The 25,653-nt window shown below is 64.7% G+C and carries 20 protein-coding genes and 1 pseudogene; 6 read left to right on the plus strand and 15 right to left on the minus strand.

What is annotated here, in order from left to right; genetic code table 11:
* Positions 1–40 precede the first annotated feature (40 nt).
* Positions 41–3,098, minus strand: a pseudogene (locus tag ACHMW7_RS23075) (aminotransferase class III-fold pyridoxal phosphate-dependent enzyme).
* A 130-nt stretch (positions 3,099–3,228) separates the two neighbouring features.
* Between ACHMW7_RS23075 and ACHMW7_RS23080 the strand changes: the two are divergent.
* On the plus strand, positions 3,229–3,666 hold the full coding sequence (locus ACHMW7_RS23080; RefSeq protein ID WP_395447772.1) for an Lrp/AsnC family transcriptional regulator: 438 nt from the start codon (positions 3,229–3,231) through the stop codon (positions 3,664–3,666).
* 38 nt (positions 3,667–3,704) lie between these two features.
* On the opposite strand, the gene ACHMW7_RS23085 is transcribed toward ACHMW7_RS23080, so the two are convergent.
* Entirely contained in the window at positions 3,705–4,751 is a 1,047-nt protein-coding gene (locus tag ACHMW7_RS23085) for an alpha/beta hydrolase (RefSeq protein WP_395447773.1), read from the minus strand.
* Positions 4,752–4,772: 21 nt separating this feature from the next.
* Positions 4,773–6,185 (minus strand): MFS transporter, encoded by a 1,413-nt coding sequence (locus tag ACHMW7_RS23090; protein ID WP_395447774.1) that lies wholly within the window; start codon positions 6,183–6,185, stop codon positions 4,773–4,775.
* Between the two features lie 72 nt (positions 6,186–6,257).
* Between ACHMW7_RS23090 and ACHMW7_RS23095 the strand changes: the two genes are divergently transcribed.
* The gene (locus tag ACHMW7_RS23095) at positions 6,258–7,226 is read left to right on the plus strand and encodes a LysR substrate-binding domain-containing protein (protein WP_395447775.1); all 969 of its coding nucleotides are present in this window, start codon (positions 6,258–6,260) and stop codon (positions 7,224–7,226) included.
* 49 nt (positions 7,227–7,275) lie between these two features.
* Positions 7,276–7,773 carry a peptide deformylase gene (locus tag ACHMW7_RS23100; RefSeq protein WP_395447776.1) on the plus strand — a complete coding sequence of 166 codons (498 nt, stop codon included), beginning with the start codon at positions 7,276–7,278 and terminating at the stop codon, positions 7,771–7,773.
* A gap of 93 nt (positions 7,774–7,866) precedes the next feature.
* Here ACHMW7_RS23100 and ACHMW7_RS23105 read toward each other — a convergent pair whose 3' ends face one another.
* Genes ACHMW7_RS23105 through ACHMW7_RS23145 form a run of 9 tightly spaced genes read right to left on the minus strand, consistent with a single transcriptional unit; the run spans position 7,867 to position 18,456 of the window.
* Positions 7,867–9,315 carry a M81 family metallopeptidase gene (locus tag ACHMW7_RS23105; protein WP_395447777.1) on the minus strand — a complete coding sequence of 483 codons (1,449 nt, stop codon included), beginning with the start codon at positions 9,313–9,315 and terminating at the stop codon, positions 7,867–7,869.
* 23 nt (positions 9,316–9,338) lie between these two features.
* On the minus strand, positions 9,339–10,247 hold the full coding sequence (locus tag ACHMW7_RS23110; protein ID WP_395447778.1) for a CobW family GTP-binding protein: 909 nt from the start codon (positions 10,245–10,247) through the stop codon (positions 9,339–9,341).
* Positions 10,244–11,737 carry an amidohydrolase family protein gene (locus tag ACHMW7_RS23115; RefSeq protein ID WP_395447779.1) on the minus strand — a complete coding sequence of 498 codons (1,494 nt, stop codon included), beginning with the start codon at positions 11,735–11,737 and terminating at the stop codon, positions 10,244–10,246. The genes ACHMW7_RS23110 and ACHMW7_RS23115 overlap by 4 nt, the downstream gene beginning before the upstream one ends.
* Positions 11,730–12,551 (minus strand): ATP-binding cassette domain-containing protein, encoded by an 822-nt coding sequence (locus ACHMW7_RS23120; RefSeq protein ID WP_395447780.1) that lies wholly within the window; start codon positions 12,549–12,551, stop codon positions 11,730–11,732. The genes ACHMW7_RS23115 and ACHMW7_RS23120 overlap by 8 nt, the downstream gene beginning before the upstream one ends.
* Positions 12,544–13,374: an ABC transporter ATP-binding protein gene (locus ACHMW7_RS23125; RefSeq protein ID WP_395447781.1), complete on the minus strand. Its 831-nt coding sequence runs from the start codon at positions 13,372–13,374 to the stop codon at positions 12,544–12,546. The genes ACHMW7_RS23120 and ACHMW7_RS23125 overlap by 8 nt, the downstream gene beginning before the upstream one ends.
* Positions 13,375–13,376: 2 nt before the next feature.
* The gene (locus tag ACHMW7_RS23130) at positions 13,377–14,273 is read right to left on the minus strand and encodes an ABC transporter permease (protein ID WP_395447782.1); all 897 of its coding nucleotides are present in this window, start codon (positions 14,271–14,273) and stop codon (positions 13,377–13,379) included.
* Positions 14,266–15,255 (minus strand): ABC transporter permease, encoded by a 990-nt coding sequence (locus ACHMW7_RS23135; RefSeq protein ID WP_395447783.1) that lies wholly within the window; start codon positions 15,253–15,255, stop codon positions 14,266–14,268. The genes ACHMW7_RS23130 and ACHMW7_RS23135 overlap by 8 nt, the downstream gene beginning before the upstream one ends.
* A gap of 13 nt (positions 15,256–15,268) precedes the next feature.
* Entirely contained in the window at positions 15,269–16,873 is a 1,605-nt protein-coding gene (locus ACHMW7_RS23140) for an ABC transporter substrate-binding protein (RefSeq protein WP_395447784.1), read from the minus strand.
* Positions 16,874–16,899: 26 nt separating this feature from the next.
* Positions 16,900–18,456, minus strand: coding sequence for a serine hydrolase domain-containing protein (locus ACHMW7_RS23145; protein ID WP_395447785.1), 1,557 nt, complete (start codon positions 18,454–18,456; stop codon positions 16,900–16,902).
* Positions 18,457–18,804: 348 nt separating this feature from the next.
* Between ACHMW7_RS23145 and ACHMW7_RS23150 the strand changes: the two genes are divergently transcribed.
* A complete protein-coding gene (locus ACHMW7_RS23150) occupies positions 18,805–19,407 on the plus strand; it encodes a helix-turn-helix domain-containing protein (protein ID WP_395447786.1) in 603 nt (200 codons plus the stop codon).
* 121 nt (positions 19,408–19,528) lie between these two features.
* On the opposite strand, the gene ACHMW7_RS23155 is transcribed toward ACHMW7_RS23150, so the two are convergent.
* From ACHMW7_RS23155 to ACHMW7_RS23165, 3 genes are all read right to left on the minus strand, one after another.
* Positions 19,529–19,822 (minus strand): DoxX family protein, encoded by a 294-nt coding sequence (locus tag ACHMW7_RS23155; RefSeq protein ID WP_395447787.1) that lies wholly within the window; start codon positions 19,820–19,822, stop codon positions 19,529–19,531.
* Position 19,823: 1 nt separating this feature from the next.
* Positions 19,824–21,287 (minus strand): MFS transporter, encoded by a 1,464-nt coding sequence (locus ACHMW7_RS23160; RefSeq protein WP_395447788.1) that lies wholly within the window; start codon positions 21,285–21,287, stop codon positions 19,824–19,826.
* Between the two features lie 110 nt (positions 21,288–21,397).
* Complete coding sequence (locus ACHMW7_RS23165) at positions 21,398–22,534, minus strand: NAD(P)-binding domain-containing protein (protein WP_395447789.1); 1,137 nt, start codon at positions 22,532–22,534, stop codon at positions 21,398–21,400.
* 403 nt (positions 22,535–22,937) lie between these two features.
* Between ACHMW7_RS23165 and ACHMW7_RS23170 the strand changes: the two genes are divergently transcribed.
* Both ACHMW7_RS23170 and ACHMW7_RS23175 read left to right on the plus strand, forming a co-directional pair.
* Entirely contained in the window at positions 22,938–24,185 is a 1,248-nt protein-coding gene (locus tag ACHMW7_RS23170) for a multidrug effflux MFS transporter (RefSeq protein WP_395447790.1), read from the plus strand.
* 139 nt (positions 24,186–24,324) lie between these two features.
* Positions 24,325–25,542 carry an ABC transporter substrate-binding protein gene (locus ACHMW7_RS23175; RefSeq protein ID WP_395447791.1) on the plus strand — a complete coding sequence of 406 codons (1,218 nt, stop codon included), beginning with the start codon at positions 24,325–24,327 and terminating at the stop codon, positions 25,540–25,542.
* Positions 25,543–25,653 lie beyond the last annotated feature (111 nt).

Consider the following 25,653-nt stretch of genomic DNA (forward strand, 5'->3'; position numbering starts at 1 on the left):
GTCGTTCAAGTTCCTCGCGCGAGGTCGTCGCGCGGGTCTGCTACGCGCCTTCGGCCGATGCTGCAGCGAAGGTATCCTCAAGCACGCCGACCAGATGGTCGGCATCGGTACGGCTGAAGATCATTGGCGGACGCATCTTGAGCACGTTGTCATGCGGGCCCTCGGTGCCGATCAAAACGCCGCGCGCCCTGGCTCCGTCATTGACCTTGCGGGCGAAGGCCGTGGCCGGAGCCTTGGTCTTGCGGTCGCTGACCAGCTCGATGCCGAGGAACAGGCCCTGCCCCCTGACGTCACCGATGACATCGTAGCGCGCCTGCATCTCCCTGAATCGGGCGACGAGGTAGGCGCCAATGTCGGCGGCGTTGTCGCGCAGCCGGTCGCGCTCGATGACATCGAGCACTGCAAGGCCCGCAGCACAGGACACCGGGTTGCCGCCGAAGGTGTTGAAATACTCCATGCCGTTGTTGAAGCGGTCTGCGATCTCGCGCGTGGTGACCAGTGCCGACATCGGGTGGCCGTTGCCGATGGGCTTGCCCATGGTGACGATGTCCGGGACCACGCCTTGCGTCTCGAAGGCCCACCAATGGCTGCCGACGCGGCCGAAGCCGACCTGCACCTCGTCGGCGATGCAGAAGCCGCCGGCGGCGCGGACCATGGCGTAGACTTCTTTCAGATAGCCCTCGGGGAGGAAAATCTGGCCGGCGACGCTGGGGATGGATTCGGCAATGAAGAAGGCCGGCGCGCGGCCTTGCTTGCGCATCGTCTCGATCTGCTCGGCGATGCTGTCGGCAAAACGCCTGGCATGCTCCTCGGCGGGCCAGTCAGCCGGCGCGCGGTAGCTGTCGGGGATCGCCGCCTCAAAGACATGGGCGGGCCGGCCCTTGCCGCCCTTGCGCTTGTATTTGTAAGGGCTGAGGTCGATCAGCTCCTGGGTGGTGCCGTGATAGGCCCAGTCGAGCACCAGCGCGTCGTCGCTGCCGGTCAAGGTGCGCGACATGCGCAGAGCGAGGCTGTTGGCCTCGCTGCCGGAGCAAGCGAAGGAGGCAACCGACAGGCCCTCGGGCAATGTCGCGGTCAGCCGCTCGGCATAGGTGACGATGGAGTCGTGCAGGTAGCGTGTGTTGGTGTTGAGCCTGGCCGCCTGACGGGCGATGGCTTCGACGACGTCAGGATGGGCATGGCCGAGATGGCAGACATTGTTGAAACAGTCGAGATAGGCGCGGCCACGGTCGTCGATCAGCCAGGCGCCCTCGCCACGCACGAACTTGATCGGCTCGGAATAGGAGATCGACAAATTGGGCAGCAGCGACGCCTTGCGTGCGGCGACGATCTCGGGGCGCGTCCGGCCGGTCTGGACGAAGGTCTCCGGCGGGATGCCGGCGAGTCCGGCGGCGTCTGGAAACAGCTCGCGCCAGACATCGAGGTAACGCGCCTCGCCCACGCCCAAGATATCGCGGGCGGCGAGTTCCGGATCTGCCGAGATCTGGAAATGCAGATGCGGCGCCCAGCCGCCGTTTTCGGCGGGGGGCGCCCATTTCGCCAACGAGTTCGCCGGCTTCGATCTTCTGCCCCGGCTGCAAGCGCGCCATCGCCTCATGCGCCATGTGGCCCCACAGCGTGACAAAGGGCGGGCAATCCTCGGGCTCGTGCAGTAGCGCTACGAGGCAGCCATAGCCGAGCGGATCCTCCTCGATCTCGACGCTTTTGACGGTGGCGGCGAGCGGCGTGAAAACCCTGGTGCCTGATGGCATGAACAGGTCGAGGCCAAGGTGATGCACACGCCGGGCGCCTTCGACGAAACGCGACCAGAAGATATCGGAGGTGTAGACCGTGCGCGCCTCGCCCCATGGGCCGATGCCGAGCGCGATGCCATGTTCGGCGCACCAGGCGTCCCACCAGGCGGTGGCCTTGTCGGGCTGCTGGCCGGCCGAGGTAACGGTCATCGGATGGGCCGGATCGCCGTAGGGCACAAGTGCCTTGGCAAGCGTCGCCGGATGCCGCTCGAGAACCGGCGCAAAGCCCTTCCTGTTGGCCTCGATCCAGGCGGTAATGGCCCGGGCGCCCGGTGCCGCGTCGAAACCGCAGGCGTGGCGCAAGATGGCGGTGGCGAAACGGCGGTTCATCGCGCCGAGGCGACGCAGCAGCCGCCAGGCCGGCGCCTCGGAGATGGCGAGATAGGGGTTTGCGCCGGTCTTTTCCTTGCGCTGCGCCGACAGCGTGACCGAGATGACCAGGCGCATGGCGATGAGGTCGAACAGGACGTCAAGCTCTTCCTCGCGCAGCGGATACTCGGCGTGGAAGCCGGCAGCCAAGGTCGCGGCGGCGCCGATCGGGTCCTCGACATCGAGAATGGAGTAGGCGCATGCGACCGCAACCTCGGCGATCACGGGTGAATAAAGCGCGTCGCCGAAATCGATGATGCCGGCGATGCGCTCGTGGTTGTCCTCATCGACAAGGACGTTCCAGTCATTGGCGTCGTTGTGGATGACCTGGGCGCGCAAGCCGGCCAGACGGGGTGCGACAGCGGCGTCGAAATGATCGAGCAGGCCACGCAGAAGCGCACGATCCGCGACATCGGGGATATGGTGCAGGCGCTGGCGCGCCGCGCCGGCCTGGCGGATGTCCCAGTCGAACGAACGCAACGCGCCGGGATGGATGAAACCCTGCAGGGCGCTGTCGAGCTGGCCAAGGGCGCGGCCAAGGTTTTCAAGCAGCTTCGGGGTCCGTGCTGCCTCGGCCAGAGGCAGGCCGGGCAGCCACGACACCAGCCGCAGCGCGTGACGCTCGCCGGCGGCATTTGTGGCCTCGGCCAGGGCAGTGCCGTTGGCGCAAGGTTTGAGGCGCGGTGCGGCGACGCCGGGGCTGGTGCGCGCGAGGTGATCGAGCAATGCGACCTGGAATGCGCTTTCGGAGGCAGGCTCGCTGGCGTTGACGACCTTGAGGATCCACTGCGAGCCATCGTCGGCCGACAGCTTGAAGTTCTGGTCACGCTCACTGTCGAGGGCTGTAACGCGACCACCGACGCCGAACCGGCTCGAAGCCAGGTCGGCGGCTTCGCCAAAGGAGAATGTGGGCGCGGGATGGGTCACGTCGGTCATGGGCTATCCGGAATTGCTGTCATTGGAGCTTGGCACGGGTCGAAAAATCGGGCATCCGGCAAAGCGTCGGTTGCACCGGCACTATGACTGCATGGACCGGCACTTTAACGGCGCGGATCGGAACCAGGCGATGAAGGAACTCGACGCCAAGGACAGGGACATTCTGGGCATCCTGTCGAAGGAGGCCCGCATCCCGCTGAAGACGCTTGCCGGGCGCATCGGGCTGTCGCGAAGTGCCACCAGCGAACGTGTCGCGGCGCTGGAAAAGAGCGGCGTCATCCGCGGCTATCGCGCCGATATCGGCCAGATGGACACCAACCTGGTCTCGGCCTTCCTGCTGGTGACGCTGGTGTCGACGCCGTCGATCGGCGTGCTCGACCAGCTGGCGCGCTATTCGGAGGTGCGGCGGGTGTCGTCGGTCACCGGCCAGCTCGATTTGATGGTCGAGGTCGAAGTGCCGTCGATCGACCGGCTGAACACGCTGCGCGACATCATCGCCACGCATCCAAGCGTCCAGGATCTGACGACGCTGATCGTGCTGCGCCGGGACATCGAGCGGCGGGAGTAGGCCCGGCGGACGCGGATGCCGCCGGGGGGCTGAGGTGGTCAGTCGGCCTGCAGGACGCGCCGGAGCGCCGATTTCCAGCTGGCGATGAAGTTGACCGAGATGCGCGCCGCAGGGACCATCGTGTCGAAGCCGTGATAGGCGCCAGGCACCACCGACATCTCGACCGGCACGCCGGCCTCGACGAGACGCGCAGCGAAGGCCATCGATTCCTGGGCGAACAGATCGAGCGTGCCGACACCGATCCAGGTCGGCGGAAGTCCGTGCAGGCTCTCAGCGCGCGCCGGCACCGCCCCTTCAGGCGCCGCATCCATCACAGGCTTGCGCCCGAGCACCGAAGCCCAGCCGAAGGCGTTGGACTGCCAGTTCCAGATGAAGGTCCCGACATGCGCCGGCGGCGTGTGCAAGGCGGTGCGGTCGTCGAGCATGGGATAACGCAGCGCCTGGAAACGGATCGGCAGTACATGACGCGCCTTGAGCGACACTGCGGCGGCAAGACCGGCGCCGGCACTTTCGCCGAGCAACGCGATACGCGCCGGGTCGATGCCGAGTTCTTCGGCCGATCCATGCATCCATACGAGCGCGGCATAGGCGTCATTCAGGCCGGCGGGGAAAGGATGCTCGGGCGCCAGGCGGTAGTCGACCGAGACTACCAAAGTGCCAAGTTCGGCCGCCAGTTGCTGCAGTTCAGGTATCGCCACCTCGGGTTTGCCGACGACCAAACCGCCGCCATGGATGTGCAGGATCGCCGGCTTGTTGTTGCCCTTCGGCGCAGGGTCGATGACCACGACACGCAGGCGCGGATTGCCGGCGCCGCCCTGGATGAAACGGTCCAGCGGCTGGATCGCCGGCAGCGACAGCGCCGGCGGAAACTGGACGCTGCGAACCGCCTGGAGATTGTCCATGCCGAGATCGAGCGGCGGGATCTGTTCGAGGATCGGGCGCAGTTCGGGATCGACCAGCGCCATCGGATCAAACGTGGCACCGGCCGATTCGAGCGTCGACGAGGTCGTATCGGCGTGGGCACCGGAGGCAAGGAAGAGTGCGGAGAAGGACATGGCGGCGAGGTCTCTGCGGTTGAGGCGCATCTTGGTCTCCTGAGGTGTGAGTTACTGGCCAGCCGAAGCGGCTTGGCGCGACGAAGGGGAAAAGAGGAAGAAACCAGCGACGGCGCCGACAAGCAGGATGACGGCGGCAGTCGTGAAGGTCGTGATGTGGGTAGCGGCCGTTGCAGCCGGCACCGCGGCGGTGACGGTGATCAACAAGGCCAGGACCGAAGCGCCGCCCATCTGCAGCGAGGTGTTGGCCAAACCGGAGACCATGCCGGCCTCGCCCTTGCGGGCCGAAGCGGTGGCGGCCTCGGTCAGGCTGACGAAGGAAAACGACGAACCGAAACCGCCGATGGCAAAGGCCGCTGTCGTGAGTAGCAGGTAGGGCCTATCCGCAGCGACCGGCAGGAAGGACAGTGCGAAAGCCGACAAGCTCATCAGGACAAAGCCGATGGAAGCGATGCCACGGGGGGCGATATGGGCCATAGCGACCGGTGCGGTACGGGCGCCGACGATCGAAGCGAGCGCGAAGGGCAGGAACAGCAGCCCGGTTTCGAGCGGCTGGAGGCCGCGTACCTGCTGGAAATACAGCGAGCCGAAGAACAGCGACGTCAGCGGGCCGGCGGAATGGACAAAGATCAGTGCGTTGGCGACGGCCACCGGGCGGTTGCGCAGGACGTTGAGATCGAGCAGCGGTGCAGGGCTGCGGCGCTCGACCACGACAAAGACAATGAGCAGGACTGCCGCTGCGCCCCACCAGACAAGGGTGGCGGGTGACGGCGCTGATGTCTGGGCGATGGCCAGCGTGAGTGCGCCGAAGCCGAGGGTTGCTGTGGCAGCCCCTGCCCAGTCCATGCGGGTGGCTGGGGCGACTTCGTCGCGGGCTTCGCCGGCCGCGAGTTTCGTCGACCAAGCCATGGCGAGACCGAGCGGCACGTTGATGAGCAGCACCGATGACCAGCCGAAGGCGCCGGTCAACAGGCCGCCGAGCAAGGTCCCGGAAGCGACGCCGACGGTGGCGGAGGATGCAAACAGGCCAAGCGCACGGAGTCGGGCCGGACCAGTGGGGAAGTGCAGCGTCAGCAAGGCCAGCGAATTGGCGGCGAGCATGGCCGCGCCGACGCCCTGCAACGCACGGGCGGCGATCAGCATCGGCATCGAGGTGCTGAGGCCACCAATGAGCGAGGCGAGCGCGAAGACCAGCGCGCCGGCGGCAAAGATATGGCGATGGCCGAGGCGGTCGCCGGCGCGGCCGGCAAGCAGCAACAAACCGCCGAAGGCAAGGGCGTAGGCGTTGAAGACCCATTGCAGGTCGAGTTCGGTCGCACCGAGCGCTTGCGCCAGCGCGGGGCCGGCAACCATGAGGACTACGACATCGATCACCACCAGGAATTGGGCGGCGCAAATGACGAGAAGCATCAGCGTCGCGGATTGTGCCGGCGTGCCGGCTTTGGGCGAGGAATTTGAAAACATCTGGTTCATGGGGACAAGATAGATTATCCCTTGAATTGGCATAATTCTTGAAAATTGGATTTAGAATCTACAATGGTAGATAATCGAAGCAGGACCAACAGCCCGACGGTCGAGCGGCTGCCGCCGGTCGAAGCGGTGGTGATCTTCACCCGCGTGGCGGAGACCGGCAGCTTCACCGCCGCGGCGCGATCGATGGGCGTGCCGCTGGCGACCGTCAGCAAAAGGGTAGCTGAGCTTGAGGAGCATCTCGGCGTCAGGCTGATCGCCAGGACGACGCGGCGTTCGTCGCTGACCGAGCCGGGCAAGCGCTTTCTCACCCACGGACGGCTGATCATCGATGCGCTGCAACGCGCCGCCGACGAAGCGGCGCATGCGGTGGCCGAACCGTCGGGCGGGCTCAGGCTGACGATGTCGTCGGTGCTCGTCGAGGCCGGGCTGGGGCGGCTTGTGGCGCGCTTCATCGCGGCCAATCCGAAGCTGCGCTGCGAGATCGACGTGTCGGACCGTTATGTCGACCTCGTCGCCGAGGGCTACGATCTCGCCATCCGGGTCGGCAAGCTCAAGGACTCGACGCTGATCGCCAGGAAGATCGGCAGCACCGAAGCCTCGATGTTCACGGCACCGTCGCTCATCGAGGCGCGCGGCCTCCCGTCAAACCCTAAGTCGCTCGATGCCTATCCGCTGATCGGCGAGCAGATTTCGCCCTCAGATACGCAGCAATGGCTGCTGCACCATGCGACCCAGCGACCGGCAAAAGTGGAGTTCAAGCCACGCATATCGGCCAACAGCGTGCGGGCCATCGCCGAAGCGATAGAGGCGGGACTGGGCATCGGACGGTTGCCAACATTCATCGGCCGGAAAATGGTCGAGGAGGGCCTAGCTGTGCCGGTGCTGCCTGAATGGGCCGGGCCAGGACTGGACATCTCGCTGGTCTACGCCGCCCATCGTGGCATGCTGCCTGGCGTGCGGCTTTTGATCGACAGGCTGAGCAACGAGGCCGGCGCAGTGCTGGCCGGGCACGCGACGCTGGAAGGGCGGTGACTTTCGCGCTATGGCGCCTGCGGATTGCTGCCCGAGGCGGAGAACAGACGTGACGATCCGTACAATCGTAAAATTTCCCGACCCGCGCCTGCGCCTGATCGCCGAACCTGTTTTGGTCTTCGACCAAGAGCTGCACCAACTCGCGGCCGATCTGCTCGACACGATGCGCGCGGCACCGGGCATCGGCATCACCGCGCCGCATATCGGCGTCTCCAGGCGGCTGGTCGTGCTGCAACTGGACGGGGGCGACAGCGCACGGACCTACGTCAATCCTGAGATCACCTGGGCATCGGAGGAGATGCTGATGCATACCGAAGGCAGTGTCTCGATGCCGGGCGTGACCGACGAGATCAGGCGGCATGCACGTCTCCGCATCGCCTATCAGGATCTCGACGGTACGGAACACACCGAAGAGGCGGAAGGCTTGCTTGCCGTCTGCCACCAGCACGAGATCGATCAGCTGGACGGCATCTTCTGGATCCAGCGGCTGTCGAAGCTGAAGCGGGACAGGCTGGTCAAACGCTATGAGAAATTGCAGCGGGCCTAGCAGCGCCTGATCCAAGAGATGCCGACAGCCCAACAAGGCCGCCGGCTGTCACATCCTGAAGCCGACGCCGATGTCTTGGCGGGCGCACCAGTCCTAGGCGGTAACCGGCCATTTCGGCAGCTTGATCCTTGTGTAAGGCAGGCTGGCGAGGTTGGAGGTGACGGTGCCCTCCGTCGCAGCATAGATGACGGCGCTGGCGATCTTCTCGTAGGACGCGCGGAAGTGCTGGGTGGACTTCACCACCACGATCCTTTTCTCGCTGAGGTCGCAGCCGATGCCGGTGAACAGGTCGGTGTCGATCGCCTGCGACCGCTCGGAGGCCAGAAGCACCTGGACACCGCCGCAGTCTACCAAAGCGCAATCGCCCATCGGCGAGGGAACGCCGCCGAGGCCGGTCATGACGAGGCCGCGCTTCAGCGCCACGACGCGGCAGGTGACGTCGACCGGATTGCCCGAGCGCGGGCCGACCTTGCCGCCGACACGCAGCGGCAACACGGCGCCCTCGCCCGCTTCGAAGACCAGGCGCACGGCGATCGGGTCCCACAGCGGGCCGATGACGGCGTCGGAGATGCCGCGCTCGATCATGCGGGCGAGGAAGAAGGTCGAGTCGCTGGCGGCACCGCCGCCGGCATTGTCGGCGGTATCGGCAATGACGACGGTTCCGGCGGGGGCAGCAAGCGCCTGGTCGAGCGCCTCGTCGACGCCGGGCATCGGCGGCACGATCTCGGCGCGCATGGCGTAGAGGTCGCCGGCAAGCCGCTGGGCCAGCGACTGCGCCAGGTCCTGATTGGCGTCGGTGTAGACAACGACGCGCGTGCCCATTTCCGGCACGTCGGCCCAGGGGAAGCCTTGCGCGATCGACACCGACAGCACCTTGTCCTTCTGCTCCATGGCGCGAATGCCGCGGATGATCGACAGGCCGGGCTCGGTTGTGGTGCGGATGAAAGTGACCATGCCGGTATCGACAAGGGCCGCCGTCGGCTTGATCTGGCCGGTGGCGATGCGATGGCAGAGATCGACGAGCTGGACACCGCATTCATAGACGTCGGTGTGGGGATATTCCTTGTAGGTCAGCAAGATGTCGACACTGTCGATCATCTCCGATGTCATGTGGCAATGCGGGTCGAGCTCACAGCCAACGACCGTATCAGGGCCGACGATCTCGCGGATGCGGGCGAGGATGTCGCCTTCGCAGTCGTCATAGCCTTCGGCGACCATGGCGCCGTGCAGCGACATCAGCACCATGTCGACGGGCAGGACGGCGCGGAGGTCATCGAGCAACTGGTCGCGCAACGTCTCATAGGCATGACGGGTTGTCGTTCCGCCCGGCTCTGCCGATGCGCTGAGACCTTCAAACAAGGTCCAGCCCTCGCGGCGGCCACGTTCGCGCGCCGCCCACAGCTGGCCGCCATAAAGCGTCATGTGATCGGGATGCTGGCCGGCGGGATAGTAGTCGCCACCCTCAACGAAGGCCGTCAGGCCAGTGGGGATGGGCGAGAACGTATTGGTCTCGGTCGCAAGAACGGCACTGAACACGCGCATGATGGGACAACTCCGGTTGCGGGTTATGAGGTAAAAATTTCGGAGAGCCGGGCATGCGCCGTCTCGGTGTCGATGACGCTGGCTTCGCCGATCAGGACAAGGCGGCAGCCGGGTTCGAATTTCGGAAACGGGCGCAAGGTGGCGCGGCGGCCGACCATCTGCAGCAGAAAACTCTGTCCGGGCCGCTCGATGAAGTTGACGATACCCTTGGCGCGGATGAGCCGTGGTGCAAGCTGATCCATGCCGGCCTGGAAGCGGTCGAGCGAAACCGGGTTCGACGACTGCCATTCGATCGAGGTGAAGCGCGATGCACTGACCTTGGTCTGGCCGGATTGGGCCGAAGGCCGGTCGGTCACAAGCAATGCTTCGATCGGCATGGCGTCGCCGTCGGTTTCGAAGACCAGCGTCTTGTTGAGCCAGACGAGTTCTGCCCGCAGGGTCTCGCCCGAGCTTTCGCTCAGCCCGGTCTTGGAAAGCGCGATGAAATCGGCAGCCTCGACCTGGGCGCGCCAGAGATCGTCCCGCATGCGGCCGGGGTTGGCCGCAACCTCGTCGGCATCGACGACGGCAACAACCGCATCGAGGCGGATGTCGTGCCACAGGATCGGGTCCATCAGGGTTTCGGTGATGCCCCTGGGATCGGCGACGCCCGATGCCTCGATGACGATGTGGTCGGGGCGGACGGGCTGCGACAGCACCAGCTTCAACGTCCGCAGCAGATCGCCTTGCAACGAACAGCAGATGCAGCCGTTCTTCAACCCCACCACCGTGTCAGCGGCGTCGGCGATCAGCTCGGCGTCGATGTTGATGGCGCCGAAGTCATTGACGATGGCGCTGATGCGGCGGCCTTCGGAACGCACCAGCAGCTGGTTGATGAATGTCGTCTTGCCGGCGCCAAGAAATCCGGTGACGACGAGGACCGGGACGCTCACGCATCACCTCGCCTGATCGGGCGGCCGGGGGCCGCGACCTCATCCAGCACACCGTCGCGGATGACCTGCTGACCGTTGACCAGCACATGGCGCATGCCTTCAGCCGGCAGGTTCATCTCGGCAAAGGTGGCGCGGTCGGCGATCGTTGCGAAGTCAAAAACGACGATGTCGGCATCGCAGCCCGGCTGCAGCCGGCCCTTGCGCTTGAACAGCGGCGCGCAGCTTTCAACGATTTGGGCCGGAATCAGCGTGCATTTGGCGATCGCCTCGACGAGCGGGATGGCGTCGCGCTCACGCACCCATTGGCGTAGGAAGCGGGTGAAGGTTCCCGACGAGCGCGGGTGCGCCGTCTTGTCTGCGCCGAGCGGCCACTCGTGCCCCTCGTAAGGCGAACCATCGGGCTGGCTCCACGGCATCGCGTCGGAAGCGATGGCACCGCCAGGATACATCACCGAGACGTCGAGCAGCGCGCGATGGCGCGGGTTGTCCTCGGTATCGAGGAAGTGCCAGAGCACAAGCGCCGACGGATCGGCCTGCCTGATTTGCTTGAGGTCGTCGATGCCGTCGAGGCGGCGGTGCGTGGCGACAAGCTCGATCGCATCGTAGCCGGTGCCGGTGCGGGCCGAAAACGCCGGATCGACAAAGAAGCCGGCGCTGACGACGGTCGAGCCGGTGCCATAAGGATAGGCTTCGGTGGTGATCCTGAGCCCTTGCGCCTGCGCCCTGGCGATGATCCCAGCGGCGCGCTCGACATCCTGCAGGCTTGTCGAGTTGAGGTGGCAGATGTGCATATGCGCGCCGGTCGCGCCGGCCAGCCCGATGAGGGTGACATAGGCCTCGATCGAGCTCTTGGGGTCGATGTTCGACATCTGCGCGATGTGGGTATAGGTCGGCGTGTCGGTCCCAGCGGCCAGGTCGCAGATCAGGCTCATTTCCTTGGCGCCGGCACCGGGCGCATAGCCGGCGGGAATACCGATGCCGAGCGCCCCTTGCTCGATGCCTTGGCGGGTGAGCGCGACGATCTCGTTTGCCTGCGCTTCGGTGGCGGCATCGGTCGACCAGCGCGGATCGTCGAAGCCGCGCCCCATGACTGATATCGGCGCTTCGCCCGGCTTGAGCTCCAGCCCGATCATCACCGCCTTGCGGGCGAAGATCCAGGCAGAGGCGGTGCCGTAGTTGAGCACGCGTGCGGTGTTGGCCTGCGCCTCATACCAGCCAGCGACGGGCAAGGCACCGACTTCCAATTCGAGTGCCGTTGTCACGCCATCGAAGGCCTGCATGCGGTCGGCCGGCAGGGACTGGCCATGCGCGTGCAGGTCGATGAAGCCGGGCGCAACGATCAAACCGGACGCGTCGATGACCTGACGCGCGGGTCCGAGATCGGCGCCGATGGCAGCGATCTTGTCGCCCGATACCGCGATGTCTGAAATCTCGTCACGGCCGGTCTCGGGGTCGACGACGCGCCCGCCTTTGATCACGATGTCATGCATGGACGACCCTTTCGGCGGCGCGGCGCTTCTTGCCCGGGACGGCGTCGATCAGCCGGCGGGTATAGTCGGACTTTGGCGTGCGGAAAATCTCTGATGTCGGGCCGACTTCTTCCAGCACGCCTCGGTTCAACACGCCGACGCGCTGGCAAAGATGATCGACCACCGACAGGTCATGCGAGATGAACAGCATCGCCAGCCCCTGTTCGGTGCAGATCTTGCGCAGCAGTTGCAACACCTGCGCCTGGCTGGAAACGTCGAGTGCCGAGACCGGTTCGTCGGCGATCAGCAGTTTCGGCCCGGAAGCGAGGGCACGAGCGATGGCGATGCGCTGGCGCTGGCCGCCGGAGAACTGGTGCGGGAAGCGCTCGAGCCAGTCGGGATTGAGGCCAACCTGCTCCATCAGTTCGGCGGCGCGTGCCGTCAGCGCGGCCGCCTTGAGGTCAGTGTAGGATCTGAGCGGCTCGGCCAGGATGTCGCGCACGCGCCAGCGCGGATCGAGCGAGGCATAGGGGCTCTGGAACACCATCTGCACGTCGCGGCGCTTGTCGCGCAGCGCCTTGCCGCGCAGAGCGAGCCAATCGCCGCCGTCGAAGCTCACCGAACCGGCGCTTGGTTCGGTCAGCCTGGCGATGATGCGGCCGATGGTCGACTTGCCCGAACCGCTTTCGCCAACCAGCCCGAAGGCTTCGCCCCGACCGATGGAAAAGCTGACGTCGTTGACCGCCGTCAGCTGGCGCGGCTTTTCGAACAGCCGGCCTGACAGGGTGAAGTGACGGACCAGCCCGCGCACTTCGAGCAAAGCGTCATCAGCCATGGCTCACCTCACCCTGCATGTGACCGGCGCCGAAGCTCGGCCGCGCGTTGAGCAATTGAAGGGTATAGGCATGTCTGGGTCGGGTCAGCACATCGTCGACCGGACCGGCCTCGACGATGATGCCGTCCTTCATCACCACGACATCCTCGCAGACGTCGCTGACGACATCGAGGTCGTGGCTGATCAGGATCATCGCCGTGCCCTGCTCACTGCTCAGTTCCTGCATCAGGCGCAGGATCTGAGCCTGCACGGTGACATCTAGCGCTGTGGTCGGCTCGTCGGCGATCAGCAAGGCAGGCTTGAGCGCGATCGCCGCCGCGATGACCACACGCTGGCGCATGCCGCCCGACAATTGATGCGGATAAGCGTCGATGCGGCGGGAGGCTTCCTGAATGCCGACGCGTTCGAGCAGGTCGAGGCTGGCTGAGCGGATCGCCCGGCGCGACATTTCAGGACGATGAAAGCGGAACACCTCGGCGATCTGGTCGCCAACCCGCATGACCGGATTGAGCGTCGCCATCGCATCCTGGAACACCATGGCGATGCGGTCGCCACGCAGCTTGCGCCAGTCACGGCCCGACAGGGCAAGCAGGTCGCGGTCTTCGAAGGTGACCGCGCCGCCAAGCGTGGCCCGCGACGCATCGGTAAGCCCCATCAGTGCATAGCCGATTGAAGATTTGCCCGAGCCGCTTTCACCGACGACGCCGAGCACGGACCCGGGAGCGACGGAAAAGCTGACACCATTGACGGCACGGACCGGGCCATGGCGGCTGGGGTAGTCGACCGTCAGGTCGCGGACCGACAACAAGGCAGAGGCTGTCATGGTCACATCCTCTCCAGCCTGGGATCGAAATAGTCGCGCAGAAAATCGCCGAACAGGTTGATGCCGACCGAGGAGATCAGCACGGCAATGCCGGGAGCGATGACGATCCATGGCTGTTCGTAGAGGAAATCGCGCCCTTCCGAGATCATCACGCCCCACGATGCCGTTGGCGGCTGCACGCCAAGGCCGAGGAAGGACAGAGCGGCCTCGGAGATGATGACCAGGGCGATGTCGAGAGTGGCGACGACAAGCACCGCCGGCAACACGTTTGGCAAGACGTGGGTGAAGATGATGCGCATCTGCGACACGCCCATGGTGATGGCTGCATCGACATAATCGAGGGTGCGGATGCGCATGGTTTCGCTGCGCACGATGCGGGCGAAATTGATCCACAGCGCAAAGGCCAGCGCCATGACCAGCGTGGCAAACCCCGCCCCTAGCACCGCCATGAAGATCAGCGCCAAAAGCAGGAACGGAAAGGCGAGCTGGAAATCGACGATGCGCATGATGATGGTGTCGACGATGCCGCCGAAATAGCCGGCCAATGCGCCGAGCGTCGAGCCGACAACAAGGGCTATCGACACCACGATCAGCGCCACCTGGATCGAGACCTGTGCGCCCATGATGGTACGGCTGAGGATGTCACGGCCCATATTGTCGCCGCCGAGCAGGTTGGTGGTGGTGCCGCCATCTTGCCAGACGGTGGGGGCATAGCGCCATTCGATCACCTGCTGGGCATGATCATGCGGAACGAGACTCGTCGCGAAGATTGCGCACAAGACAACGATGGCAATGAGGAACAGGCCTGACACGCCCTTGGCGCTTCGGCTCAAAGCGCTGAGGAAACGGCGTTCGCCGATTGCCTTTGTGGCGGCGGGGACGATCACGGCCTCAGTCATCACGCACCCTCGGGTCGATGAAACGATAGAGAATGTCGACGATCAGATTCAGAGAGATGAACAGTGCTGCCGAAATCAGCACCACCGCCTGGATGATCGGATAGTCGCGGACCTGGATCGAATCGACGGCGAGCCGGCCGATGCCGGGCCAGGCGAACACCGTCTCGATGACGACCGTGCCCGAGAGCAGCGCGCCCATCTGCAGGCCGGCCAGGGTGACAATCGGCAGCAGCGCATTGCGCAGCGCGTGTCGCAGGATGATGGTGAGGCGCGGCACGCCCTTGGCGGTGGCGAAGGTGATGTAGTCCTGTTGCAGCACCTCGAGCATGGCCGAACGGATCAGCCGCGCATTGACCGCGACCAGCACGAAGGCAAGCGAGATCGAAGGCAGGACGAAATAGCGAAAGGCATTCCAGAAAATGGAGAAGTCGCGTTCGACCACTGCGCGGCCAATACTCGTCAAGGCCGATCCGCGATAGCCCGAGGCGGGCAGCCAGCGCAGCTCGATCGAAAACCACAGGATCATCAGCACTGCGAGCAAAAAGCCCGGCATCGACACACCGAGCACGGCGACGAAGGTGCCGGCGTAATCGAGCCAGCTGTCGCGCTTGAGCGCTGTGACGATGCCAAGCGGGATGGCGATGGCGAAGGCCAGCAGCAACGTCCAGAAAGCAAGCTCGCCGGTCGCCGGCAGGCGGTCGGCGATCAGGCTGGTGACCGGAACGCCCTGGCGGATCGAGTTGCCGAGGTCGCCCTGGACGGCCTGGCCGAGATAAGCGACGAACTGCTCGGGCACGGAGCGCGTCAGCCCCATTTTTTCGCGCAGCGTGTCCATGTCCTGGACGCTCATGCCGGGATTGCCGGCGGCAATCACGTCGACCGGATCGCCCGGCACGAGCTTGACCAGCGAGGCCACCACAAGGATGACCCCAAGCAGGATGACGGCCGCATAAAGCAGCCTCGATACCAGCAGCCTCAGCATCAATCGGCGCGGGTCACGAGGTCATGCCGAGCTTGTCGATGCGCAACTCGCCGCCGGCATTCATGCGAGCGTCGACGACGTCCTTGGCGACGACGGCAAAGTTGAGCGGCTCGAACAACGGCTTCCAGTAAGCTTCGGAGACGACCTTGGCCTGGATCTTGTCGAGTACCGCCTGACGTGCAGCCGGGTCTGATGTCACGCGCTGCTCGGCGATCATGCCATCGAGCTCCGCATTTTCGTGGAAGGCCCGGTTCAGCGCGCCCTTGGTGTGCAGCACCGGATAGACGATGTCAGCATCGGTGTAGGAATAGGTTGAGATGACCATGTCCTGCCCGCCCTGTGCGGTGATCGCCGCCCATTGCGCGATCGGCAAGGTTTCGATCGCGATCTCGACGCCGATCTCGCGCAGCTGTGCCTGGATCACCTCGGCGGTGCGCCGGATGACCGGCGTGTCGTTGGCGACAAGCTTGACCTTGAGGCCTTGGGCAAGACCGGCTTCGGCCAGCAGTGCCTTGGCCTTCTCCGGATCGTAGCCGTAGGACAATTCGGCGGTCTTGGGCGAATAGCCCGCGATCGAACTCGCAATCGGCGAGGTCGCGGGCACGGCGAAACCGTCGAGCGCAAAGGCGATCAGTCGCTTCTGGTCGATGGCGTGCGCGAAGGCCTGGCGCACCTTCGGATTGTCGAACGGTGCGCGCTTCTGGTTGAACACCAGCGCGCGCATCATCTGGGCCGGGCGCTCGATCATGATCGCATCGGGATTGCCACGCAGGCGCCGCACGCTGTCCAGCGGCACCGAGGCACCACCGTACATGGCATTGATTTCGCCCGTTTCAAAGGCGGCGATGCGGGTCGAATCCTCGGGGTAATGGAACAACTCCACCGCATCGATGCGCGCAAGCGGGGCAACCGGGGCATAGTCGTCGTTGCGCTCCAGGCGCATGCCACGGTCGGTCGACCATGACACGAACTTGAACGGACCAGCGCCCACCGGCTTGCGGCCGAACTGGTCGCCGGCGGCTTCGACGGCGGCGCGCGAGATCGGTGCGGAATAGCCGAGCGTCAACCCGACCCAGACGGCGACGAAGGGCTCCTTGAAGTGATAGGCGACGGTCAGCGGGTCGATGACCTCGGCACGCTCCAATGGGCCAAGGAAGAAGGCGCTGGGCGACGCGGCTTCCGGCGCCAGATGGCGCGAAACGGTCCAGGCCACCGCCTCGGCATCGCATGGCGTGCCGTCATGGAACTTGACTTCAGGCTTGAGCTTGAAGGTCAGGGTCTTGTTTTCGTTGCTGAAGCCCCAGCTTTCGGCGAGACCCGGCAGGACCTCGCTGTCGTAGCCGGCGCGCGCCAGCGGCTCGTAGATCATGTCCATCGTGGTCGAGGACACCGACAGCGTGGTCTTGTGCGGGTCGAGCGTGTCGGGCTCCTCCGAGCGGCCGACGCGCAGCGTGCCGCCGGTCTGCTGGGCCAGCGCCTTGCCGGGCATTCCAAGCGTGGCAGCTGCCGCAAGGGCCGCCGCACCACCCAAAAAGCCGCGCCGCGACAGCGTTGCCTGCTTGAAATAGGCGCGTGTCAGCGCGTCGAATTCCTTGGGGGAGAGATTTCGAAGAGACATTGTAGACCTCGCCGTAAGTTGGTTGATCAGGCTCGCTTGAAGGCCAGTTTCTTGATGCGGTCGGAATTCATTTCAAAGCCTTCGGCGGTCACCGACAGCGTCGCATTCCATGGCAGGCCAGGTCGCATGTCAGTGCCGGGCTGCAGCAGGAACCACAGGTCGGCATCGGCGGCGACGATGGGGGCTGCCATGGCCCCGAGCCCCGAGCGCAGGCGGAATTCGCCCTTTTGCGTATCGCCGGTAACTTCCACCTCGATGCCCTGCGCCGGGTTGACATAACGCCCGACCAATGGACGCGCGGCAGTGGCGTTGGCTTGAAGCGGCGCATAAAGGCGCGGCGTGCCGCAGAAAGTACCGTCGACCTTGCCGTCGGCGCGCGGGCTCAGCACCAGATCGGTGATCGCGCGCTCGGGCTTGGCGCCGCCCTGATGGCCGAAATCGAAGCCGCCGACGCCGCCGGCATTGAGAAAGGTCGGCATGCCGTCCTTGGCGACGATCTCGAAGACGTCAGGGCCACCCTCCTGGCGGTAACGGCCAGGGGCGAGTGCGATCGGCGCAGGGAATTCGTCGCCGAAATAGATGTCGGCGATGCGCCGGCCGAGGGCGAAGGAGGCGACCTGGTCGTTGTTGGCGATGATGACGACACCGAAACCGTCGTCAACGAAGCGGGTCGATTCCGACTTGCCGCCGGCGACAGTTCCGCCATGACCGACAGCACGGCGGCCGCGATAGACGTCGGTGACGAGGCCGAGGCCGTAGAAGCCGGTGGCGCCATTGTCGAAGATGCATGGGGTGGCCATGCGCTCGTACATTTCCGACGTGCCGACCTTGGGATCGAACATGTTCTGCTGCCAGACGATCATGTCGTCGAGGGTCGAGATCATGCCGCCCTCGCCGCCGAGATCGAGACCCCAGTTGAGATTGGCCCAGCCATCAGTGCGCCTGGTGTAGTGCGCGGCAAGCCGCTTCATCGCAGCTCCATCACGGATCAAGAGCGAGGTGTCGTCCATGCCGAGCGGGCCGGTGATGCGCTTGCGCAGCACTTCGTTAAAGGTCGCGCCCTCGATCTGCTCGATGATCTCCGACAGCATGAAGAAGCCGGCGTTGCAGTAGGTCATGGCGCTGCCGGGCTTGAAGTTAAGCGCATCCTGGCGGGCAATGACATCGCGGCCGGTCTGCCGGTCTGACGGCGTGAAGATCGACAGGCCAGCGAAGATCATGGCCTCGAGATGGTCGCGGAAACCCGAAGTGTTTGACGCCAGATGCGCGAGCGTCACCGGCTGTTCGAGACGCGGTACGTATGGCAGGTGCTCCTGCACCTCGTCGGACAGGCTGAGCTTGCCCTCGGCTTCGAGCATCAGGATCAGCAGAACGGTGAACTGCTTGGTCTGCGAGCCGATGCGGATGATCGTCTTGCGGTCCATCGGCACTGAATCGTTGATGTTGGCGAGACCGTAGGTGTTGGCGAAAATCTCACGCCCCTTCTCGGTAACCGCAACGACGGCGCCCGGGCTATCGGGGCCAGTGAAATCCTGAAACAGCGCATCGATACGCGTAGCGAAATCGGCCGGTGCCTTGGTCATGCCGGTCACTCCCTACCAGTTGTCGGATTGCCGGCAGTGCAAAGCACTGAGCCGGATGTGCGTGGAAAGACGTTGCCGCAGCCCATTCCGCCTGGCGCCGACGCCGTGCCGTCAAGATGTCTGTCGCAACGCATGGTCCTGCCCTCCCGCAGTGGCCCTGGCAGTCCGCTGATGGCGTCCTGCGACGCAGGGAAGCCCTGCGAACATCAAAGTTTTTGCCGTTCCCGCTTTTTTGTGATGCAATCGGTAAGATTTCTTTTTGCATACGTCAAGTCGTTTGCGTAAACGCTAAATGCTTGCCATTTTCAGAAAATACAGCGCGCTCATGCCGCCAAAACCGGAGACCATGTGACCCACCAACCGCGACTGAGCGAATGCTTGCGCGCCATGCGCCAGCGCCATGGATTGAAATTGCAGGAGGTGAGCGAGCGCACCGGGCTGGCGCTGTCGACGCTGTCGAAGGTCGAAAACGACCTGATGTCGCTGACCTATGACAAGATCCTGCAGATCTGCACCGGGCTCGACATTCCAGTCACGGAATTGCTCAACTTCGAGCCGGCCAAGGGCGTGGAGCGGACAAGGCGCTCGGTCGTGTCAGGCACCAACACGCTGCAGCTGGCGACACGCAATTACGACTACCGCTATCTGTGCACCGACCTGATCAACAAGCGCATGGTGCCGATCATCGCCAGGATCCATGCCCGCACGCTCGAAGAATTCGGCCCGCTGGTCCGCCACGTCGGCGAGGAGTTCGCCTACGTCCTGGACGGCGAGATCGAGATCCATACCGATCATTATGCGCCGACGCGGCTTGGCGCTGGGGACGGCGTCTACATCGATTCGACCATGGGCCATGGCTACGTCTCGGTCGGCGCCGGCGAGGCGACGATCCTGTGCATCTGCTCGGCACCCGAATCCGGGCTGGAACAGGTGCTCATCGACCAGGCGTGAGTGGCGGTCGGCGCCAGGTCGCGCGGCGCGACATGATGGCGTAGACGGCAAGGCCACCTATGACGGAGACATGCTCCAGCGCTACCGTCATGTCGCGCAAGGCTTGCTCGCCCGCCTTGACCTAGAACGGATGGGCGATCGGAATGGTCAGCACGTTGAAGATGGCGAGCGCCCCTGTGGCGAGCCAGGTGCCACGGTCGAGGATGATCATCAGCGAGGCGCCGATCTGCAAGGCCAGCGTGGCTGCGTTGAACAGCCAGCCTGGCGTGAGCCCGAAGCCTTCCATGACGGCCGCGTTGCCGCCGAAGTCGATGAGCTTGGCCAGTCCGCTCGTCCAGAACATGAAGGTGAGAAGCACGCGTGCCAGGATATCGAAGGCAGCGCTGTCGAGGATCGCTCCGATAGATTTCGGCATGTCAGCCCCTCCTTCCGGTCAGGCGCACGACGCGAAGTGCTACCAGCACGCAGAGCGCGGGAGCGATTGCGAAGATCACCCCCAACCAGGCGGCGGCGTTGGCTGCACCGTCTGTCCCGCCCGGATCGGCGATGCCCGCGAAGTTGGCAACCATACCGGCGCAGGCGGTGCCCAGGGCCATGAAGAACAATTGCACTGTCGTCATGCCGCCGGCGGCGAGATCCTGCTCGGTGGGCGGGGCACTCTGGAAAATGCGGGTGACGAGCCCTGGCCAGGTGACGCCGATGCCGAAGCCGACGAGCAACAGGCCAAGGCCGATCGGCAGGAGCAGCGACCAGTCGCCGGCGCCGTTGATGGGCATGAACAGCGCAAACAGCAGCAGGCCGGCGAGCACGAGAACAGGGCCAAGGACGATGAGGCGATCGCCATGGGCCTGCCAGCGTGAGCTCAGGAATGACGCCAGGCTCCAGCCGATGGACATGATCGCCGCAAGATAGCCTGCCCAGAGCGGCGACTGGGCATGCAGGTTCTGCAGCAAGTAGGGCACGAAGATCTCGGGCTGTATCGCCAGCATCAGCAGGGCGATGGTGAGATAGAGCGCGCCCAGCGGCGTCGAGACGTTGAAGGCCCTTCTGGGCAGGAGGCGCGCTTTAGCACGCGCCTCGACGCCGGCGATCAGCACGATCATGGCGAGGCCGGCGCCGAGCCCGGTCAGGTTCCACGCCATCCCGGATGACAGGCTGCCGGCGGAAACCGCAAGTACAGCCGTCGTGAGCAAGGCAAGCTGCAGATAGGGAACGGCGACGCGCTCGTCGGAGTCCCAGCTTTTCCCAGGCAAAGTCATGTAAGCGAGGACGGCGAAGGCAACCGAGAAGGGCAGCAGCGACGAGAACGCCAGGCGCCAGGCACCATACTCGGCAAAGATGCCGCCTATGGCAGGACCGACGAGTGTGGCGATGCCGAACATCGCCGACACGAGCCCGATGGCGCGGGCCCAGAGCTGTTCGGGCAGGACGATGCGCGTCAGGGCATAGGCAAGCGCGAACAGGAAGCCGCCTCCGAGACCCTGGATGGCACGGCCGACGAGCATGACCAGCATGCTGGGTGCGATCGCGCAGGTCAGCGCGCCCAGCGCGAAGATCGACGTCGCGAGCACATAGGCGCCGCGTGGCCCGCTGCCGTTGAGCAGCTTTGCCGTCAGCGCCGAGCCGAGGATCGAGGCGACCACGAACAGGGTCGTTGCCCAGGCATAGAAGTCGAGCCCGCCGATGTCGGCGACGACCGACGGCATGGCCGTCGTTGCAATGTATATGTTGATGGCGTGCAGCGTGACGCCGCCAGCAAGCGCGAATGTGTAGATGCCATGCTTGCCGCTGAAGAGATCGCCCCAGCCGGCGGGTTTCGGTGCGACGGCAGCCGCCGCGTTGCCGGCCACGGCAGCCGGCTGTTCAAGATCGAAGTCCATGTCGGCCTTTCCATTTTACGAGCCGACACGATCCATAAAACCTCAAGCGCAATTGAGGTCAACAGAAGAAAAAACAAATGGAATGCGGCATGTTGGCAGGCAAGAGCGCGTCAGGCGAGCCCGAGATAGGTGGCAAGCTCGCGCGCGGCGGCCCCGCCGGCCCTGTTGGCGCCGATTGTCGAGGCTGACGGGCCATAGCCGACAAGGTGGATGCGCGGGTCCTTCGAGACCTGTGTCGCCAGGCGGCCGGACATGGTGATGCCGCCGCCCTCCTCGCGGATCTGCAGCGGTGCCAGGTGGTCGAGCGAGCTGCGGAAGCCGGTGTTCCACAAGATGACGTCGGCGTGCTGCACGCTGCCGTCGGGCCAGCGCACGCCGTCCCCGGTGATCTCGCTGAACATCGGCAGGCGGTCGAGCACACCACGGTCGCGAGCAGCCTTGAGGGCCGCCGTCCAGGGAATGCCGGTGACCGAGACGACCGAGCCCGGAACGAGACCCCGCCGCACCCTGTCCTCGACGATCGCCACGGCGGCACGGCCGTCGTCTGGCGTGAACGGGCGGTCGCGGAACTGCGGCTCTCGGCGGGTCACCCAGGTGGTGGTGGCGACGCGCGAGATCTCGTCGAGCAGTTGCAACGCGGAAATGCCGCCGCCGACGATGACGACGTGCTGGCCGGCGAATTCCTCGGCATTGCGGTAATCGCGGGTGTGGAGCTGGCGCCCCTTGAAACGCTCGGCGCCTGAAAAGGCAGGGATGACGGGCGTTTCCCAAGTGCCGGTGGCGTTGACGATGCCGCGCGCGGAAAAGGTCTCGCGGTCAGTCTCGACGCGCAGCCGCTCGCCGCGGTCGCAGACGACCTTGACCGTCACCGGGCGGTAGACAGGCAGATTGAATTCGCGCTCGTAGGCGGCGAAATATTTCGGCACGGCAACCGACGCCCTGACCTCGGTTGCCCCCTCCTCGACGACGTCGGCGAATTGCATGCCGGGCAGGTCGTGGATGCGGTTGACGGTCGACAGCGTCAAGGACGGCCAGCGATACTGCCAGGCGCCCCCGGCCTCGGGCGACTTGTCGAGGATGATGAAGTTGCGCCCTGGCTGAAGGCCGAGCTTTCCCAGATTGTAGGCAGTGGATAGGCCCGCCTGGCCCGCGCCGATGACGACGATGTCGGTCTTGTAGGCAGCACGGAGATCGCCCGTTGCGGGCGATGGTTCGGATGTGAGGCTTTTGGCATCTTGGTCGGACATGGCCTGGCAGAAATAGGCAGCCGCAGCGAACGGCGCAACGGTCCAGTCATCGTCGCCTTTGCGTCAACGCGATGCTTCAAGCATATGGCGAACATTGCCGCAACGCGACAACCATCGCTGATGCATTATCATTTCGCATGCGATTTCAATGCGTTGTCGGAAACCAATTGTGAACCATTTGGGGCCTGGCCAGCGGCAAGAAGCATTCGCCGGCCGCTCGTTGCGCAAGCCGACAGCCGCGCTCGCAATTGGAGCAACTCACTGACCCGCCAGGACGTAGCCGCGGCCGAATAATCCCGGCGCTAGTCCGTATGACGGATGACCTTTCCCGGCACCGGTTCGATCTGGTGACAGGCACTCTGCCGCACGGGCGCCTGCCATCCATCGAGCCGGGGCCTACACCATGACATCATACCACCAAGACGGGCGCCCCGGCGTGATGAGCGAGCGCCGCGTCACCATCGTCGGCGCCGTGCTTGCAGGTCTCGGTCCTGCCTCTCTGTCACTGTTCACGCCAGCCATGCCCGAAATCGTCCATGCCTTCGGCACCACCGAAGAGGCGGTGAAGATGACGCTCGGGCTCTATTTCGCCGGCTTTGCCCTGACCCAGCTGGTTTGTGGTCCGCTGTCCGATGGCTATGGCCGCAAGCCGGTGACGCTGGCCTTCCTCGGCATCTACCTGATCGGCAGCCTGGGTGCACTGGTTGCCCCCTCCATCGAGGTGCTGATCCTGTCGCGACTGCTGCAAGGCGCGGGTGCCGCGGTCGGCTTGTCGCTGTCTCGCGCCATCGTGCGCGACCTGTTCGCTCACGAGCAGTCGGCGCGCATCCTCAACCTCATCACGCTGATCCTGGCGCTCGCCCCGGCCATCGCACCGACGGTCGGCGGGCTGGTGATGCAGGTCGCAGGCTGGCATGCGATCTTCTCGATCATGTTCGTGATGGGGGTCGCGTCCTTGCTCACCGTCAGGTTCGCGCTGGTCGAAACCGTCGAGCGCGATCCGAGCCGGGTGCGGCCGAAGGTTGTGATCCAGACCTACGGAAAGCTGCTCGGCAGCGGCTATTTCCTGTTTTCCAGTCTGGTCATCGCCGGCACGCTGGGCGCCTACTACACGCAGGCCACCGTGTTGCCCTTCATCCTGATGGACCGGCTCGGCCTTACCCCGGCGCAGTTCGGCCTGGCAATGCTGTTCCAGTCGGTCAGCTTCATCTCAGGCTCGCTGGTCATGCGCAGCCTCATGCCACGCTACGGCGCCTATCGTATGGTGCCGGTCGGCCTGGCGGTCAGCGGCGCGGGTGCGGTGGCCATGGCGATCTTCCTGGGGCTGTACGAGCCGACCTTCGTGTCCGTCATGCTGCCGATGGCGATGTTTGTCTTCGGCAACGCCTTTGTCATGCCGGCCATGTCGGTGGCGACAGTCGCTGCCTTTCCCGACAATGCCGGCGCCGCTGCCTCATTGAGCGGGTTCCTGCAAATGGGCAGCGGCCTTCTGGGCACGGTCGTCGCCGGCATCCTCGGCGACGCCATGCTGGGCATGTCCGTGGTCGTGCCGCTGATGGCCCTGGGCGCGGTGCTTGCCTGGCTGGCCTGGCGCAAGCTGCCGGAGCCTGCACTGGCGCGTGCCGTCGCCACCAAGACCGCGCCGCACTGAGCCCGGCACTGCGACGCGTCGGTTGTTGGCACCAACTAAACGAATTCAGCAGCTCTACCCCCTCCATCGTCCAAGCGGACGATGTTCCGGACACATGGCCGTGACTGGTTGTCGGTCGAAGTAAGCGGAGGAGAAACGCATGAACTTCCAATGGAATAATTCCATTACACGTCGTATGGCCGTCGGAATGGTTTCGGTGGCAGCCCTTGCCCTGTCATCAGGCATTTCGCAAGCCGAAGAGACCATCAAGATCGGCGGCATCATGTCGATGACCGGTGGCGGCGCGTCGATCGGCAAAACGGCCGAGGTGGGCTGGAAGCTGGCCATCGAAGACATCAATGCCGCCGGCGGCATTCTCGGCAAGAAGGCCGAGCTGGTTCTCGGCGATACGATGACCGATCCGACCCACGCGGTGAGCGAAGTGCGCCGGCTGATCGAAAACGAGAAGGTCCAGGTGCTGGTCGGCCCCGCCACCAGCCAGGAGACCATCCCCGTCGTCCCCGTCTCTGGCGAAAAGAAGATCGCTCAGATTTCCTCGGCAGCATCGACGCAATTGACGCCTGAGGCAGGTCCGTTCCACTTCTCGGGTTCGGTCACCGGCCTGAACCAGATGAAGCCGAACATCGATTTCGCCATCGACGTGCTCAAGCTCAAGAAGCTGGCGCTGATCTCCGACAATGGCGGCATGTCCAAGGCTGCCGTGGTCGAGATCGTCGACTACCTGAAGTCCAAGGGTGTCGAGCCGACCGCCGTGCAGGAATTCGCCTTCCGCACCGAGGACATGACCCCGCAGCTGTTCCAGATGCGCAGCTCGGGTGCCGAGGCGATCCTCTTGATCAACTCGATCGGCGACGACTCGCGCAAGCTGCTCGAAAACCGCGCCGATATCGGCTGGGACGTGCCGGTGCTGGCCAACCAGACGATGACCAACTATGCGGTCGGCAACGCCGCGGTGGTCGGCGAAGAAGCGTTCAAGGACGTCTACAGCGTCCAGTTCGTCGGCATGACCTATTGCCCGAGCGATGCTGTCGGCGAGAATGCCTTCGCCAAATTCGTCAAGCGCGCCAAGGAGCAGGTCGCTGACGTCGACCGCATGGGCGGTGCCTCGGCGCTGATCCCCTACTACATCCAGCCGGTCGTTCTGGCGGCTGCGATCAATGGTTCGGGCAAGACCGACGGCGAGTCGATCGCAGCCTGGCTGCAGGCCAATGCCTCCAAGGTCGAGATGCTGACCGGTCCGATCCAGGCCAGCGCCAAGAGTCACTTCTTGCCAGCGCCCGAGTCGATCAAGGTCGTCAAAAACCCCTACAAGCCGCGTGAAGACGGCCTGGTCGAGCGCGCCGACTGCGGCGCCTGAGACTTTCAGCCATTTCCTGAACAAACGGGCCGGGTCGCAAGACCCGGCCCGTTTCGTTTGCAGCCTGGCTACACGGCAGCAATACTGACACTGTGTCAAAAATTCTACGCC

It is taken from the genome of Aminobacter sp. UC22_36 (assembly GCF_044056035.1).
Lineage (GTDB): Bacteria > Pseudomonadota > Alphaproteobacteria > Rhizobiales > Rhizobiaceae > Aminobacter.